We start from the raw sequence: 15790 nt of genomic DNA, 5'->3' as shown, positions 1-15790 counted from the left end.
GGGACTTCTACAGCTTGGTCATCGGAACGCCGCCGATGAGCATCATCTTGACGCGACCTGCCGAGCCGAAATCGATCAGCACCATCGCCTTGACTCCGGCACCGGTGGATTCGAGCACCGTGCCCAGTCCGTACTTGTCGTGGCTGACTCGATCGCCTACGGCCAGAACCAGATTGGAGTTGCGACCCTTGGCGGCACCGAAACTCGGGGACGAACTCTGGCCACGACTCGACGACCCGCCGTAGCTACCGGAGCCGTAGTTGCCCGAGCCGTAACCGCCGCCCGAGCCGTAACTGTTCGATCCGTAGCTGCCGGATCTACCGCCGCCGATTGCGCGGCCGCCGCCGGTGCCCGGATCTTCGCGACGCCAGTCGATCAGATGCTGCGGAACCTCTTGCAGGAAGCGTGATTCCGGGTTGGCGATGGGCTGACCCCACGCCGACCTCATGATCGCGCGCGTGAGGTAGAGCCGTTGCCGCGCGCGAGTGATGCCCACGTACGCCAGGCGTCGCTCCTCGGACAGCTCGTTCGGATCACCGAGCGCACGCATGTGCGGGAACTGGCCGTCTTCCCACCCGGTGACGAAGACGACCGGAAATTCCAGCCCTTTGGCGGTGTGCAGCGTCATCAACGTCACGACGCCGGTGCCCGAATCGGGAATCTGATCGGTGTCGGCAACCAGAGAAACCCGTTCGAGGAAAGCGGCCAACGAACCGGGCTCGGCCAGACCGTCGACACCGCCGTCCTCGTCGTTCCGGTCGTCACCTGTTTCGAGTGCCTCTTCCGCCACTGCGGCCTGGTTACGCGCCTCGGACGTGAACTCCCGTGCGACGCTGACCAATTCGTTGAGGTTGTCCAGGCGAGCACCGTCCTGCGGGTCGCTACTGGCCTCGAGCTCGGCGCGATAGCCGGTGCGGTCCAGAACTGCTTCGACCACGTCGCCGATATCGGCGATGTCGTTGCCGTCTCCGTCGGTGGCCGTCAGGACGGCACGCAACTCGTCGAGCAGTTCCATGAACTGAGCGATCAACTTCTGCTGCCGCGAGTTGAGCAACGCCACCTTGCCCGCGGCCGCGTCGTGCAGCGCTCGCGAGAAGCTGATGTCGCGTTGCTCGGCGTGCACGGCCACACACGCCTCGGCGCGGTCTCCGATGCCACGGCGGGGGGTATTGAGGATGCGCCGCATACTGACGGTGTCGTCTTCGTTGGACAGCACGCGCAGGTACGCAACGAGATCACGGACCTCCTTGCGCTCGTAGAACCGGACTCCGCCGACCACCTTGTACGGCAGGCCCAATCGAATGAAGATCTCTTCGAGCGCACGCGAGGAGTTGTTGGTGCGGTAGAACACCGCCACCTCGTCGAAACGCACATCTCCGCTGTCGACGAGTCGATCGATCTCCGACGCGACGAACGACGCCTCGTCGTGCTCGTTGTCGGCGACGTACCCGACGATCAGTTCGCCTTCACCGGTGTCGGTCCACAACTTCTTCTCGCGGCGTCCGATGTTGCGCGAGATGACGGCATTGGCCGCCGACAGAATGTTCTGCGTCGATCGGTAGTTCTGCTCGAGCAGAATGGTGCGAGCGTCGGGGTAGTCGCGCTCGAACTCCTCGATGTTGCGAATGGTCGCGCCGCGGAATGCGTAGATCGACTGGTCGGCGTCACCCACCACGCACAGTTCTCCCGGCGCAACGGTGCCTTCGAGCGCGCCGTCCGCATCGGGGGTGCCGACGAGTTCGCGAACCAGCATGTACTGGGCGTGGTTGGTGTCCTGGTACTCGTCGACCAGTACGTGCCGGAACCGGCGTCGGTAGTACTGCGCCACCTGCGGGAAGGCCTGCAGAATGCCCACGGTTTCGCCGATGAGGTCGTCGAAGTCCATGGCGTTGGCCGCGCGCAGACGCTGCTGATAGATGCGATAGACCTTCGCGACGAGTCGGGGCAGCTCGGCAGGGTCGCCGTCGGCGTCCTCGGCGGCCTTGTCCGGGCCGATCAGCTCGTTCTTGAGGTTGGAGATCGCCGTCGAGAGCAGGCGGGCCGAGAACTTCTTGGTGTCGATCTGCAGGTCTTTCGAGATCATCGTCAACAGCCGACGTGAGTCGTCCGCGTCGTAGATCGAGAAGTTGGAGTTCAACCCCGGCAACAGTGCCGCCTGGGCCCGCAGGATGCGCACGCAACTGGAGTGGAACGTCGACACCCACATCGCGTTCGCCCTGGGCCCCACCAAACCGGCCACCCGCTCGCGCATCTCGGCGGCCGCCTTGTTGGTGAACGTGATCGCCAGGACCTGCCCCGGCGACACCCCCCGCTCCGCGAGCAGATACGCGATGCGACGCGTCAGCACCGCTGTCTTGCCCGAGCCTGCACCGGCCACGATGAGCAGCGGCGATCCCGTGTGCACGACGGCCTCACGCTGCTGAGGATTGAGCCCCTCCAGCAGCGCGTCGGACGAGGTGTTCTTACGGGACTCGAGGCCCTGGAGGAATGTGTTCATCGTCTGGCCAGGCTACCGGCGCGTACCGACAAACCCACATCCCGTGGTCGTCGGCGTCGTCTCCGACTTTTCAGGACGGTTACCCCGTGGCACACTGGATCGGTGATCGAAAAAGTCGTGCGTCATCGCTTGCGTCGGATCGGCCACTGCGCAGCCGGACGAGCGGGAGCCTGTCGACAGTCGTAACGCCCCAGCTTTCCCGGCGGGAATCTTGTCGATCTCGGTCCTTCGAGACGAAACCCAGCCGACAGCCGCTGCAGTTCCGAATACGAAAGGCGTAACGGTGCCGGACGACGCAACGATCCAAGATGTGACCCGAGGAGAGACGATGGCTATGACGACGAAGATCGATTCAGAGACTGCATTGCCTTCCAGCGAAGCCGAGATCAACGACCTGCGTCAGGAGATCGACCGTCTCGACGCCGAGATCCTCGCAGCAGTGCGGCGTCGGTCCGAGGTCTCGCAGATCATCGGACGCACCCGCATGGCGTCCGGCGGCCCGCGCCTCGTGCACAGCCGTGAGATGAAAGTTCTCGAGCGTTTCAGCAGCCTCGGCCAGGAAGGCCACACGCTGGCCATGCTCCTGCTCCGCCTCGGCCGCGGTCGCCTCGGCCACTGACCGAACCCCGGTTGGGCGCGCAGGATGCACGCCCAACCGATGCTCTACTTCAGTGCGATGTACTTGGTCTCGAGGTATTCCTCGATTCCCTCGGATCCGCCCTCACGGCCGAATCCGGATTCTTTGACTCCACCGAACGGTGCTGCCGCGTCCGAGATCACTCCGCGGTTGACACCCACCATGCCGCTGTCGATCGCGTCGGCCACCCGTAGCGCACGGTCCAAGCTTTCGGTGTAGATGTACGACGCCAAGCCGTACTCGGTAGCGTTGGCCGCGTCGATTCCTTCTTGTTCGGTATCGAATCCGACGATCGGGGCCACCGGACCGAACACTTCCTCCTTCAGAATGCGGGCCGACGCCGGCATGTCGGTGAGTACGGTCGCCGGGTAGAAGTAGCCGTCGCCACCCGGTGCGCTACCGCCGAGCGCTACCGTCGCCCCCTTCTCCACTGCATCGTCGACGAGCTCCTGCACGGTCTCGAGCTGGTCCGCGTTGATCAGCGGGCCGAGCTTGGTGTCGGGGTCGACGCCGGGTCCGAGCTTCATCTCGGACATCTTCGCCACCAACTTGGTGGTGAATTCCTCACGCACACTGTTGTGCACGTGCAGACGGTTCGCCGCCGTGCAGGCCTCGCCGCCGTTGCGCATCTTCGCCAGCATCGCGCCGTCCACCGCGTCGTCGATGTTCGCGTCGTCGAACACCACGAACGGGGCATTGCCACCGAGTTCCATCGACGTCCGCAGCAACCTCGTCGCGGACTTCTCGACGAGCGATTTGCCGACGCCGGTGGATCCGGTGAAGGTGAGTTTGCGGAGCCTCGGGTCTTCTAGCAGCGGCCCGGTGACGTCGCCGGACTTCGACGTCGTCAGCACGGAGAGCACGCCCTCCGGCAGGCCGACCTCGTCGAAGATCTGCGCGAGCAGCAACATCGTCAGCGGGGTCTCCCGGGCCGGCTTGACCACGATGGTGCAGCCGGCGGCCAGAGCGGGCCCGATCTTCCTGGTGCCCATCGCCAACGGAAAGTTCCACGGGGTGATCGCCAGTACCGGGCCGACCGGAGCCTTAGTCACGAGAATGCGGCCGTTGCCTGCCGGGGCCGGGGTGTATCGACCGCCGATGCGCACCGCTTCCTCGGCGAACCACCGGAAGAACTCCGCGCCGTATTTCACCTCGGCCTTCGACTCCGCGAGGGCCTTGCCCATTTCCAGAGTCATCAACAGCGCGATGTCGTCGGCACGCTCGGTGACCTTCTCGAACGCCGCTCGAAGAATTTCACTGCGTTCGCGGGCAGGTGTTGCCGCCCAGCTCTTCTGCGCCGCAGCAGCCGCGTCGAGGGCCTTCATCGCGTCGGCGGGCGATGCGTCGGCCACCTCCGTCAGGGGCTTGCCGGTCGCCGGATCGTTCACCGGGAACGTCTTACCGCCCTCGGCGTCGACGGCCTTGCCGCCGATCCACAGTTTTGCCGGAATCGAATCGATCAATGCACGTTGGTCCATACCGTCCATGATGCCTCCGCAGCGCCCGATGCAAACGACAAACGACGCGCGCTCGACTCGGCACCGGATTACTGTTGGTTCCTATGAGCGTCGATATCACCGGCACGGATGCCTGGCAGAAACTGACCGATCACCACTCCACGATCGCCGATACTCATCTTCGGACATTGTTCGCCGAGGACTCCGACCGTGCGCGCACGTTCACCCTCGACGCCGCCGATCTTCACATCGACTACAGCAAGCACCGCGTCACCAGCGAGACTCTCGCGCTGCTGATCGAACTGGCGCGCACCGCAGACGTCGAAGGCAAGCGCGACGCCATGTTCGCAGGCGAGCACATCAACACCTCCGAGGACCGCGCCGTTCTGCACACCGCGCTCCGTCTTCCGGCCGCTGCGTCGTTGACCGTCGACGGCCAGGACGTTGTCGCCGATGTACACGAAGTCCTCACTGCCATGGGTGAATTCACCGATCGAGTACGTTCGGGCGAATGGGTCGGTGCCACCGGCGAGAAGATCTCCACCGTCGTCAACATCGGCATCGGCGGATCCGACTTGGGCCCGGTCATGGTCTACAACGCGCTCCGTCACTACGCCGATGCGGGGATCTCCGCGAAGTTCGTCTCGAACGTCGACCCCGCCGATCTCGTCGGCGCGCTCGACGGACTCGACCCGGCGTCGACGCTGTTCATCATCGCGTCCAAGACGTTCTCCACCCTCGAGACGCTGACCAACGCGACCGCGGCCCGCCGCTGGCTCGTCGACGCACTCGGTGAGGACGCCGTCGCCAAGCACTTCGTCGCCGTGTCCACCAACGCCGAACGCGTCGCAGACTTCGGCATCGACACCGACAACATGTTCGGCTTCTGGGACTGGGTGGGCGGACGCTATTCCGTGGACTCGGCAATCGGACTGTCGGTCATGGCCGTTGTCGGCAAAGAGGCGTTCGCCGAATTTCTCGACGGCTTTCATCGGATCGACGAGCACTTCCGGTCGACACCGCTCGCCGAGAACGCGCCGGTTCTGCTCGGCTTGATCGGCCTGTGGTACAGCTCGTTCTTCGGTGCGGAAACCCGTGCGGTACTGCCGTATTCGAATGACCTCTCGCGCTTTGCGGCCTACCTGCAGCAGCTGACGATGGAGTCCAACGGCAAGTCCGTCAAGGCCGACGGCTCCCCCGTCACCACGCCGACCGGTGAAATATTCTGGGGCGAGCCGGGCACCAACGGTCAGCATGCCTTCTACCAATTGCTGCACCAGGGAACACGTTTGGTGCCGGCAGACTTCATCGGCTTCGCCGAGCCCACCGACGATCTGCCCACCCGCGACGGCAGCGGCTCGATGCACGATCTGCTGATGAGCAACTTCTTCGCCCAGACCAAGGTGCTCGCCTTCGGCAAGACCGCCGAGGAAATCGCCGCCGAGGACACACCGGCAGATGTGGTGCCGCACAAGGTGATGCCGGGCAACAGGCCGTCCACCTCGATCCTCGCCCCCAAGCTCACCCCGTCCGTCGTCGGCCAGTTGATCGCCCTGTACGAACACCAGGTCTTCGTCGAAGGCGTCATCTGGGGAGTCGACTCCTACGACCAGTGGGGCGTCGAACTCGGCAAGACCCAGGCACTCGAACTGACCCCGGTGCTCACCGATTCCGAAGCCCCTGCCGTGCAATCGGATTCGTCGACCGATGCACTGGTGCGCTGGTACCGATCGCAGCGGGGTCGCGCAGTCTGAGGTCGGTCGGGCCGCTCGGGCCCGGCCGGGACGCGGATCAGCTCCCCAGTTTCGGATTTATGCCTCCGATCGGCGTCGGAAATCCGAAACTGGGGAGCTTTTTCGCTGCATACGGATCCGAATCGACGGTCGGCGCGTCCAAGCATCCATGGACCTACCTCACACCGACCTGTTCACCAGAGCTGACGCACTTACTTTCGGGTTGACCGACGACGACCTGAAAAGGCTGCGCCGCGCCGGTGAATTGTCGGTGCTGCGACCGGGCTTTTATGTGCCTACCACGCTGATGGACGAGGCCAGCCCGACCGAACGTCATTTCCTACTGGCGCGGTCGTATCTGATGTCCACACCGGCGGAAGAAGTGCTCAGCCACGTCTCGGCGGCCATCGCCTGGGGCTTCGACGTCTGGAAGCTGCCGCTCGACAAGGTACACATGACACACGGTCTCGATTACGCGAGCAAGCGTCGCCCGCTCCGAATTCTCCACGGGACTACATTGAACCCCGCCGAACGCACAACCGTCAACGGCTACCCGGTCACCACCGCGGCTCGAACGGTCGTGGACATCGCTCGCACCAGCAGTGTGGATCGATCGGTATGCGTCGGCGACAGTGCACTGAGATCCGGCCACACGGACTCGGACGCGCTGGCCCACGCGGTCGAATCCGCACGATTCCGGACCGGCATCGCAGCCGCCCGACGCGCGGTGTCTCTGATGAATGGGCGCAGTGAGAGCGTCGGCGAATCGCGCAGCCGAGTGCTGTTCGAAACCCTCCCGCTCCCCACACCTCTGCTCAACCAATGGGTGCACGACGGAGCCGGCCGCTTCGTGGGAAGAGTCGACTTCCTGTTCTGGGAGCTGGGTGTCATCGGCGAATTCGACGGCGAATCGAAGTACGACTCGAAACGCGTTCTGCTGGACGAGAAGTATCGCGAGGACCGACTTCGCGAACTGGGTTGGGTCATCGTGCGGTGGAACTGGCGTGAACTCGACGATCCCCGAGCACTCCTTCGCCGCTTCGAGCAGGCCTTCGCCCGCGCAGCTGCGCTACCGGCACCCAGCGGATGGTTCGGCGATCAGCGGATGACGGCGGATCAGCTCCCCAGTTTCGGATAACCGACTCCGATCGGCGTCACATTTACGAATGTGGGGAGCTGATCCGCAGGACACGAGCCAAACCATCACACCCGAGTCAACACCCCTGAGGTATCGACTCCCGTCGGGAGGGTACCGAAGGCAATGCCCCAGTCTCGGTCGAGCCGGCTCGCGCAGAAGGCATCGGCCACAGCGGAATTCCCGTGCATCACCAGCTGTGCGCCCTGGAAGGTCAGTGCCATCAGTTCGACGACTCGCCTGGCACGGTATTCCATGTCGGAGGAGTCGGAGAGTTCCTTGCCGACGCGGGCGATGGCGTCGTCGAGTCGAGAATCCACGCCCGACGCCTTGCCGATCTCACCGAAGAAGGCCTCGACGCTGTCGGGTTGACGAGCGAGTGCACGCAGCGAGTCGAGTGCGGCGACGTTGCCCGAGCCCTCCCAGATCGACATCAGCGGCGATTCGCGGAACAACCGAGGCATACCCGATTCTTCGACGTAGCCGTTGCCGCCGAGGCATTCGAGTGCTTCGGCCGCATGTGCGGGTGCGCGCTTGCACACCCAGTACTTGGTGATGGCCAACGCAATTCGGCGTAGGGCACTCTCCTGCTCGTCGCCGCGAGCGGAACCGTCGGTGGCCTGTGCCAACCGGATCATGGCGGCGGTCGCAGCCTCGGATTCGATGGTCAAGTCCGCCAATACGTTTTGCATCAGTGGCTGATCGATCAACGGTGCACCGAAGGCAGCTCGGTGACGTGCGTGGTGCACCGCGCGCACGGTGGCGTTGCGGATACCGGCCGCGGACCCGATGACGCAGTCCAACCTGGTCATGTTGACCATCTCGATGATGGTGCGCACCCCGCGGCCCTCCTCGCCGACGAGCCAGCCGGTCGCACCGTCGTATTCCAGTTCTCCCGAGGCGTTGGACTTGTTACCGAGCTTGTCCTTCAAGCGCTGCAACATCATTCGGTTACGGGAGCCGTCGGGCAGCACCCGGGGCAACATGAAACACGAGAGCCCGCCGGGCGCCTGGGCCAACGTCAGGAACATGTCCGACATCGGTGCCGAGGTGAACCACTTGTGGCCGACGATCGAATAGGTGCCGTCCGACGACGGGGTGGCCGTGGTGGTGTTGGCGCGAACGTCCGAGCCGCCTTGCTTTTCCGTCATGGACATACCGGCGATCAAGCCGCGTTTGCTCGACGGTTCGCGCAGCCCGAAATCATATTCCCGGGACGCGAGCAGAGGTTCGAACTGCGCGGCGAGAGAGGGGTTGTGCCGCAACGCCGGTACAACGGCGTAGGTCATCGAGATCGGGCACATGTGGCCTGCTTCGGCCTGTCCCCAGACGTAGAATTTCGCGGCGCGGGCCACGTGCGCACCCACCCGATCGTCCGTCCACGGGCTGGCGTGTAGTCCATGTTGCACTGCGACGGTCATCAGATCGTGCCAGTGCGGGTGGAATTCGACCTCGTCGACGCGATGGCCGTACCGATCGTGCGTTCTGAGCACCGGTGGGTTCTCGTTCGCGAGCCTGCCCCACTCCTGGGCCTCGACTCCGCCTGCGAGCGCGCCCAATTGCCGCACCTCGTCGCGCGCCCAACCGCCGCCGGCTCGGTCGAGGCCGTCCAGCAGCGAGGCGTCGTCGGACACGTCGTAAGGCGTCAGATCGACTGCCTGATTGAATACCTCATGTGTGTTCATCTCGAACTCCTAACGCACGCAACGAATACGCGACGAGCCCGGGGACCACGTCCACCGACTCGTGCGAGGACAACGGACCGACCAGCACTTCTCCGACGGCACCGACGAGGCCTGCGGCCGAGATGGCCGCGTCCTGATCGGGAATTTCCCCGGCCGCGATTCCTGCCACAATCGCGTCGGCGAACGCAGCGGTGAATTTGCGCCGGAACACCAAACGCTCCGCCTCCACTGCTGGATCGACCGGTTCGGCAAGCAGCGCGTAAGCCATCGTGCGGTTCTGCAGGGCCCGACCGGCGAAGGTCTGGACCACCGCGGCGACTCGCTCGGACGTGCTGCCGTGTGCGGCGACGGCGACCACCGCAGCCACTTCTCGGGTGCAGACCTGACGGAAGATCTCGACGACGAGGTCGGATTTGCCGTCGAAGTGGGTGTAGACACTGCCCGCGGACACGCCGGCGGCCGCGGCGACCGAAGCCACCGACAGGCCCGCGTATCCCTTGGTGGACAGGACCTCGACGGCGGCAGCGAGCAGTTTCGTTCGGCCGGCATCGAGCCTGGCCTGCACTGCGGGTGTTCGCCGGTAGGGCATTGAAGGATTGAAGCATTGATTCAGTGCTTCACGCAAGGGGACTCGAGTAGGTTCGTAACCATGCCGGTACGGATCGAACGATCAGGCCCCGTCACCACCGTGGTCCTCTCACGCCCGGAGGCTCGCAACGCCGTCGACGGCCCCACTGCCCAAGAACTCACTCAGGCCTTCGAGGAATTCGATGCCGACGAATCCGCGTCGGTCGCCGTCTTGTGGGGCGAAGGCGGAACCTTTTGCTCCGGTGCCGATCTGAAGGCGCTCGGCACCCCCAGGTCGAACCACGCGACCGAACACGGTGACGGTCCGATGGGCCCGACGCGAATGCGGTTGTCCAAGCCGGTCATCGCAGCGGTATCGGGATACGCCGTCGCGGGCGGGCTCGAACTCGCCCTATGGTGCGACCTGCGCATCGCGGAGGACGACGCCACGTTCGGCGTGTTCTGTCGGCGCTGGGGCGTGCCTCTGATCGACGGCGGCACAGTAAGATTGCCGCGCATCATCGGTACCGGACGAGCGATGGACATGATTCTCACCGGTCGTGCCGTGGCCGCCCAGGAGGCGTTGGACATCGGATTGGTCACCCGGGTGGTTCCGGTCGGCCGTGCCCGATCCGAGGCCGAGGCATTGGCCGCCGAACTGGCGTTGCTGCCTCAGACGTGCATGCGCGAGGATCGGCAGTCCGTCCTCGAGCAGGACGGCCTCGACGAGGAGGCCGCGCTGAAGAACGAGTTCCGGCACGGTGCCATCTCAATCACCGCCGACGCGCTCACCGGAGCCAGTCGGTTCGCCTCGGGCGCGGGGCGACACGGTACCCCCAACCCGTGACCTCGACCCGCCTGTCGGTGATCGACCAGATCTTTCTCCGCACACACCGCGGGTACGGCACACCGATTGCACTGCAGGGGATTTGGCGTACAGCTGAGTCGGTGACCCAGGACGAACTCGAGCGGGTACACGCTGCGCTCGGACGCGGGCAGCTGGGTCGGCAGGTCGGCGTGCCTCGCATCCCCGGTGCCCGGCTCCGATGGGACGTCTGTCCCACCTCGCTGCCGCTGACGGTCGCCTCCGAGCCGGTCGACGACGCCATCGAGTGGGCCGACCATCAGGCCGATGTGCCGTTGGATCCACAATTCGGACCGGGGTGGCGGTTGACGGCAGCTCCACTGGCCGGCGGCGGTACCGTCGTATCGTTGGTGTGCTCGCATCCCCTCGCCGATGCCCGTGGGCTCATCAATGCTGCCGCACAGTCGTTTTCAGGCGCGACGACAACCGAGCCGATCGCCTCCCCCGGCTCGGACGCGGCCGACGCGATACGCATGATCGTCACCGTGCTCGTGCGGTCGATCGTCGCGACCGCTCGACTGTGGGTGAGCGCGAAGGCTCGAGCCGAGCTGCGCGCGTTCACGGCATCCGACTCGAATCGCACTCGCCCCCACCGCGTTCGACGTGCCTCCTCGGTGGTCGTGGATATCGATGCAGCGCAGTGGGATTCGGCTGCCGAGCTCGGCGGTGGCTCACCCAATTCGTTGTTCGTGTGTGTCGTCGCGGCGACCATGACAGAACTCGGCTCACCCGCGGTGACCGTCGACATCCCCTTCCGCACCGGATCCGGCGACGCGAACTCGATCGGGATGGCCACCGTCGACGTGCGCGGAGACGATTCACCGGCGGTCGTACGCGCGGCCTGCAAAGCTGCCTTCGCCGCACCCGTCGGAGCGCCCGCGGGGTACCCGCCCGAGGTTGTCCAACTGCTCCCCCACCGCCTCGCGGCGAAGTTGACCTCGACGCCGGGGCGCGGAGAAGTGTTGTGCTCCAACATCGGCGACATTCCGCACGCTCTGACGACCCTCGGCCCGCATCGATCCTGCGGTCTGGCCACCCGCGCGATCCACCCTGCGCCGACGGGACCGATCCCGCTGTCGACGATCAGGCTGTCGACCTACCTGTCCCGGATGGACGGGCGCTACACACTCTCCCTGGTGTGCACCGACGACGCGCTGGTCGGATCGGCGGCAGAGCTCACCGCAGCGGTGCACCGCGCCCTGGCGCGGCGAAACCTGGCCGGTACACCCTGGTAGGTCTACCGTTGCAGCCATGAACGAGCACGATATCCACACCAAGATTCAGCAGCTGATCGCCACCGAGCACAAACTGCGCACCGACACCCAGGCCGGGGAGATCGACCCCGACACCGAGAAGGCGCAGCTCGCGTCACTCGAACACGCTCTCGATCAGTGCTGGGACCTGCTCCGGCAGCGCCGCGCACGCATCGACGCAGGCAAGGACCCCGACTCCGCGACGGCCAACAGCGTCGACCAGGTCGAGGGATACCTGCAGTAACATCCGGTCATTCCGCAGGCTCCACTCCTGCAGTCAGACCATTCGATCCGTCAGCACGTTCGGCAGGAACCGCAGCGCCGCGTCGATGCCTCGCCATTTCAGGCCGGGTAGCGCGGCGCGGCGCGTTTCGCTCTCGATGGCCCGGACCATCGCGGTGACACCCTCGTCCAGAGTGGCTGTGAGAGCAGCACTGTCGCCTGCGCCCGCCGACATGTCGGTGGCGATGAAGCCCGGCAGTAGCGTCGTGACGACGATGTCGGTGCGAGCCAACTCGGTGGCCAACGATTCGCCCAGAGAGGCCACCGCCGCCTTACTGGCCGAGTAGGTCGCCTTGGCACCGGGCAGACCTCGATCCGCGCTGATGGACGAGACGAACACCAGATGCCCGTGCTTCTGGGCCCTAAATATTGCCAACGCAGCCTCGGCTTGCGACAGCGCACCGACGAAATTGGTGCGCGCGGTCTGCAGATTGGCGTCGGCGCGACCGGATCCGATTTTCGCACCTTTGCCGAGGCCGGCATTGACGACAACTCGATCCAGGCCGCCCAACTCGTCGCGCAGTTCGCCGAACACCGTCACCACGGCATCGTGATCGGTGACGTCGAGGGCGCGCACCGCCACCGTGATGTCGGGATACTGCTGCAACAGTTCGGAGCGAAGCTCGTCCAGTCGATCGACCCGTCGCGCACAGAGCGCAAGATCACGGCCCATCGATGCGAAGCGCCGCGCCATCTCCTCGCCCAGTCCCGAACTCGCGCCGGTGATCAGAATCTTGCTCCGAGTGGTCGCCATAAGCGGGGAGCCTATGTCACTGTGGAGCAATGGCCCCAGAGAGCTCGGAATTCGATGTGATCGTCATCGGCGGAGGACCCGTCGGTGAGAATGCCGCGCAGTACGCGATACAGGGCAGCAGCCGCACCGCCGCCATCGTCGAACACGAACTCGTCGGCGGTGAATGCTCGTACTGGGCATGCATGCCCAGCAAAGCGCTCCTGCGGCCCAGCGAGGTGCTCGATACCGCCCGAAACATGCCGGGCGTGAAAGAACTGGTCGGCGACCAACCCCTCGACGCCGACGCCGTATTGGCTCGACGCGAATCCTTCACCCACGGCCTCGACGACTCGTCACAGGTGTCGTGGGCCGAGTCCGCAGGCATCTCGGTGATCCGTGGCCACGGACGGCTCAGCGGCGTCAAGACCGTCGAGGTCGACGGCAGAACGCTCACGGCCCGGCACGCGGTGGTGCTGGCCACCGGCACCACCGCGTCGGTACCGAACACTCCTGGTCTTCGCGACGCGCGACCGTGGATCTCTCGCGACGCCACGAACATTCACGAGACCCCTGGCCATGTGGCCATCATCGGCGGCGGTGTCGTCGCGAGCGAGGCAGCCACATGGCTGCTGTCCCTGGGGGCCAAGGTCACGATGATCGTGCGCGGCTCGTCTCTGTTGGCCGGCTCGGAGCCGTTCGCCGGTCAGCTCGTCGCCGACGCGCTCACACGACGCGGCGCAACGATCATGCTCGACGCGTCCCTGACAGCTGTGTCGCGAGAAGATCCCGCCGACACCGGCATCGGCCGGATCCACGGTGGTCCGGTCACTCTCACGGTCGGCGGCGAGGACCTCGTCGTGGACGAGGTGCTGGTCGCGGCGGGCCGCTCCCCGGCGAGCTCGGATCTCGGACTGGCCACCGTCGGTCTTCCCGACGGCAGATACGTCGACGTCGACGACCACCTCACTGTGGGAGACCACGACTGGCTCTATGCAGTCGGCGATCTCAACGGCCGGGCACCGTTGACGCACATGGGCAAGTATCAGGGACGGGTGGCCGGTGACGTCATTGCCGCCCGGGCCGACGGAAAGCCGCTCGATCACAAGAAGTTTCGCGCCACCGCCGATCACGGGAAGATTCCCCAGGTCGTCTTCACGCCCCTCGAGGTCGCCTCGGTCGGGCTCACCGAAGCCAAGGCACGCGAATCCGGTATCGATGTCGAGATCGCGGCCCAGGACATCGCCGTTGCGGGTTCCTCCCTGCAGCAGGACGACTACTCGGGTCGTGCGCAGTTGGTGATCGACAGGGCCACCGACACTCTCGTCGGGGCGACCTTCGTCGGGCCGGGGGTAGCCGAATTGGTGCACGCGGCCACCGTCGCCGTGGTCGGGAAGGTATCGCTCGACGATCTGTGGCATGCGGTGCCGTCGTATCCGACGGTCAGCGAAATCTGGCTCCGACTACTCGAATCGCGGCGGTAACAGGTTCAGCTCCGTGCGTATGCCGCAGCTATGCCGGCGTAGGTCTTCGGGTCGGTTCGCCTCAGGCGTAGAGCCACCAGGATCCCGAGGATCGCTGCGAGGATCAGCACCACCGGCACCGCGTTGACGACGGCGGAATCGGATCCGGTGAGCACGCTGTAATGCGTTCCGGCCAGGATCAATCCGGTCATGAACCCGAGAAATCCGATGCCCGGGGCTATCGCGGTGCGCCATACGGATCGATCGGGATGGCCGATGAAGAACACGACCACCGACAGTGCCGCGGCGGCCTGCAGCGCGATGACCCCCAGAGTGCCGAGGCCGATGGCACCGGCCGCATAGCTCAGGTAGGGGTCGGCACCGGCCACCGCGAAGCCCGTCAGCGATACCGCTGCCACCACCGATGCGGTGATGCTCCCGATGTGCGGGCTCGCGTGCCGCGGGTGAATTCGGCCGAGCCACACGGGAAGTACACGCTCACGCCCCAGCGCGAACAGATACCGACTGGCGGCGTTGTGCACCGCGAGATACGACGCGAGCACGCTGGTGCACAGCAACACTGCGGTGCCGTCGTACAGCACTGTTCCGCCGTACTCACGCGCCAGCGTGAACAGTAGGTTCCCCAGCTCGGTCCGGGCCAGCGCCGGAGCGTCGACGCCGCCTGCCGCACCGACGACGATCCAGCTCGTCGATACGTAGAAGACCGCGATGATCGATACCGCAATGAACGTCGCACGCGGGATACTCCGCCGCGGGTCCTTGGTCTCCTCCCCGTACAGGGCCGCGGATTCGAACCCGATGAAGCTCGAGAAAGCGAACATCATGGCGATACCGAGCGAGCCGGAGAACACCTGAGTGGGTGTGAAGGACTCCAGCGGCACTGCGGCAGCACCCTTTTGCCCGACGACCAAGCCGTCGAACACCACCAGAAAAGCGAACTCCAGCACCATCAGTGTCCCCAAGACCTTGGCCGAGAGGTCGGCGTTTCGGAACCCGAGAATTGCCACGATCACCACGGCAACACCGGTGAAGACGTACCACGGAATATCGATGCCCGAATCGGCGAAGACCAAATGGGTGAAATAGCCGAATGCTCCCGAGAGCCCGCACGCCAGTGCCGTATACGCGACAACTGCGACATATGCGGCAGCAATTCCCGGCGGTTTACCCAACGCGAGACCGATATAGGTGTAGAACGCACCGGTACTGTAGACCTGCTGTGCGATCGCCGCGAATCCGACCGAGAAGCAGAGCAGCACAACGGAACTGATCGCGTACGCGGCAGGCAATCCCGCCCCGTTTCCACGAATCAATGCCAGTGGCACATTACCGATCATGGCCGCCATCGGCGCTGCGGCAGCAACCACGAGAAATACCACTCGCCCGGTGGTCAGAGTACGTCGCTCGGACATCGTTGGGACGCTACCCGCAGTGGGAGCACAATGCTGACACCCAACGCGATCGC

13 protein-coding genes are annotated in these 15790 nt (G+C 65.1%); 7 read left to right on the top strand and 6 right to left on the bottom strand.

Annotated elements, in window-relative coordinates:
• Window positions 1-7: 7 nt before the first annotated feature.
• A complete protein-coding gene (gene pcrA, locus QM588_RS09140) occupies window positions 8-2497 on the bottom strand; it encodes a DNA helicase PcrA (RefSeq protein ID WP_135046539.1) in 2490 nt (829 codons plus the stop codon).
• Window positions 2498-2825: 328 nt separating this feature from the next.
• On the opposite strand from pcrA, the gene QM588_RS09135 reads away from it, so the two are divergent.
• Entirely contained in the window at window positions 2826-3116 is a 291-nt protein-coding gene (locus QM588_RS09135) for a chorismate mutase (protein ID WP_027496010.1), read from the top strand.
• 44 nt (window positions 3117-3160) lie between these two features.
• Here the strand turns inward: QM588_RS09135 and QM588_RS09130 are convergent, their stop codons facing one another.
• A complete protein-coding gene (locus QM588_RS09130; RefSeq protein ID WP_135046668.1) occupies window positions 3161-4612 on the bottom strand; it encodes an NAD-dependent succinate-semialdehyde dehydrogenase in 1452 nt (483 codons plus the stop codon).
• A gap of 83 nt (window positions 4613-4695) precedes the next feature.
• Here QM588_RS09130 and pgi point away from each other — a divergent pair, with 83 nt between their 5' ends.
• Window positions 4696-6345 (top strand): glucose-6-phosphate isomerase, encoded by a 1650-nt coding sequence (gene pgi / locus QM588_RS09125; protein WP_283312720.1) that lies wholly within the window; start codon window positions 4696-4698, stop codon window positions 6343-6345.
• Window positions 6346-6493: 148 nt separating this feature from the next.
• Complete coding sequence (locus QM588_RS09120; protein ID WP_283312719.1) at window positions 6494-7462, top strand: type IV toxin-antitoxin system AbiEi family antitoxin domain-containing protein; 969 nt, start codon at window positions 6494-6496, stop codon at window positions 7460-7462.
• Window positions 7463-7527: 65 nt separating this feature from the next.
• Here QM588_RS09120 and QM588_RS09115 read toward each other — a convergent pair whose 3' ends face one another.
• On the bottom strand, window positions 7528-9144 hold the full coding sequence (locus QM588_RS09115) for an acyl-CoA dehydrogenase family protein (protein WP_283312718.1): 1617 nt from the start codon (window positions 9142-9144) through the stop codon (window positions 7528-7530).
• On the bottom strand, window positions 9131-9733 hold the full coding sequence (locus QM588_RS09110) for a TetR/AcrR family transcriptional regulator (protein ID WP_283312716.1): 603 nt from the start codon (window positions 9731-9733) through the stop codon (window positions 9131-9133). The genes QM588_RS09115 and QM588_RS09110 overlap by 14 nt, the downstream gene beginning before the upstream one ends.
• A gap of 60 nt (window positions 9734-9793) precedes the next feature.
• On the opposite strand from QM588_RS09110, the gene QM588_RS09105 reads away from it, so the two are divergent.
• The 3 genes from QM588_RS09105 to QM588_RS09095 are packed head-to-tail and all read left to right on the top strand — an operon-like array spanning window position 9794 to window position 12073.
• Window positions 9794-10558, top strand: coding sequence for a crotonase/enoyl-CoA hydratase family protein (locus tag QM588_RS09105; RefSeq protein WP_283312714.1), 765 nt, complete (start codon window positions 9794-9796; stop codon window positions 10556-10558).
• Window positions 10555-11811: a hypothetical protein gene (locus QM588_RS09100; RefSeq protein WP_283312712.1), complete on the top strand. Its 1257-nt coding sequence runs from the start codon at window positions 10555-10557 to the stop codon at window positions 11809-11811. The genes QM588_RS09105 and QM588_RS09100 overlap by 4 nt, the downstream gene beginning before the upstream one ends.
• Before the next feature lie 16 nt (window positions 11812-11827).
• Complete coding sequence (locus QM588_RS09095; protein WP_032365939.1) at window positions 11828-12073, top strand: DUF2630 family protein; 246 nt, start codon at window positions 11828-11830, stop codon at window positions 12071-12073.
• Between the two features lie 33 nt (window positions 12074-12106).
• On the opposite strand, the gene QM588_RS09090 is transcribed toward QM588_RS09095, so the two are convergent.
• Window positions 12107-12865, bottom strand: a complete 759-nt coding sequence (locus QM588_RS09090) for an SDR family oxidoreductase (protein WP_283312710.1) — start codon at window positions 12863-12865, stop codon at window positions 12107-12109.
• A gap of 29 nt (window positions 12866-12894) precedes the next feature.
• Here QM588_RS09090 and QM588_RS09085 point away from each other — a divergent pair, with 29 nt between their 5' ends.
• Complete coding sequence (locus QM588_RS09085; RefSeq protein WP_283312709.1) at window positions 12895-14325, top strand: dihydrolipoyl dehydrogenase family protein; 1431 nt, start codon at window positions 12895-12897, stop codon at window positions 14323-14325.
• Window positions 14326-14330: 5 nt separating this feature from the next.
• On the opposite strand, the gene QM588_RS09080 is transcribed toward QM588_RS09085, so the two are convergent.
• Window positions 14331-15737 carry an APC family permease gene (locus QM588_RS09080; protein WP_283312707.1) on the bottom strand — a complete coding sequence of 469 codons (1407 nt, stop codon included), beginning with the start codon at window positions 15735-15737 and terminating at the stop codon, window positions 14331-14333.
• Window positions 15738-15790 lie beyond the last annotated feature (53 nt).

It is taken from the genome of Rhodococcus sp. IEGM 1354 (assembly GCF_030056855.1).
Taxonomy (GTDB): Bacteria; Actinomycetota; Actinomycetes; order Mycobacteriales; family Mycobacteriaceae; genus Rhodococcoides.
Note: the sequence above shows the minus strand (reverse complement) of the source record. Positions and strands in the feature narration are given on the sequence as shown.

Coding starts and splice junctions, on each gene's coding strand:
- pcrA (WP_135046539.1), bottom strand. CDS start 2,497: ATGAACACATTCCTCCAGGGCCTCGAGTCCCGTAAGAACACCTCGTCC.
- QM588_RS09135 (WP_027496010.1), top strand. CDS start 2,826: ATGGCTATGACGACGAAGATCGATTCAGAGACTGCATTGCCTTCCAGC.
- QM588_RS09130 (WP_135046668.1), bottom strand. CDS start 4,612: ATGGACCAACGTGCATTGATCGATTCGATTCCGGCAAAACTGTGGATC.
- pgi (WP_283312720.1), top strand. CDS start 4,696: ATGAGCGTCGATATCACCGGCACGGATGCCTGGCAGAAACTGACCGAT.
- QM588_RS09120 (WP_283312719.1), top strand. CDS start 6,494: ATGGACCTACCTCACACCGACCTGTTCACCAGAGCTGACGCACTTACT.
- QM588_RS09115 (WP_283312718.1), bottom strand. CDS start 9,144: ATGAACACACATGAGGTATTCAATCAGGCAGTCGATCTGACGCCTTAC.
- QM588_RS09110 (WP_283312716.1), bottom strand. CDS start 9,733: ATGCCCTACCGGCGAACACCCGCAGTGCAGGCCAGGCTCGATGCCGGC.
- QM588_RS09105 (WP_283312714.1), top strand. CDS start 9,794: ATGCCGGTACGGATCGAACGATCAGGCCCCGTCACCACCGTGGTCCTC.
- QM588_RS09095 (WP_032365939.1), top strand. CDS start 11,828: ATGAACGAGCACGATATCCACACCAAGATTCAGCAGCTGATCGCCACC.
- QM588_RS09090 (WP_283312710.1), bottom strand. CDS start 12,865: ATGGCGACCACTCGGAGCAAGATTCTGATCACCGGCGCGAGTTCGGGA.
- QM588_RS09085 (WP_283312709.1), top strand. CDS start 12,895: ATGGCCCCAGAGAGCTCGGAATTCGATGTGATCGTCATCGGCGGAGGA.
- QM588_RS09080 (WP_283312707.1), bottom strand. CDS start 15,737: ATGTCCGAGCGACGTACTCTGACCACCGGGCGAGTGGTATTTCTCGTG.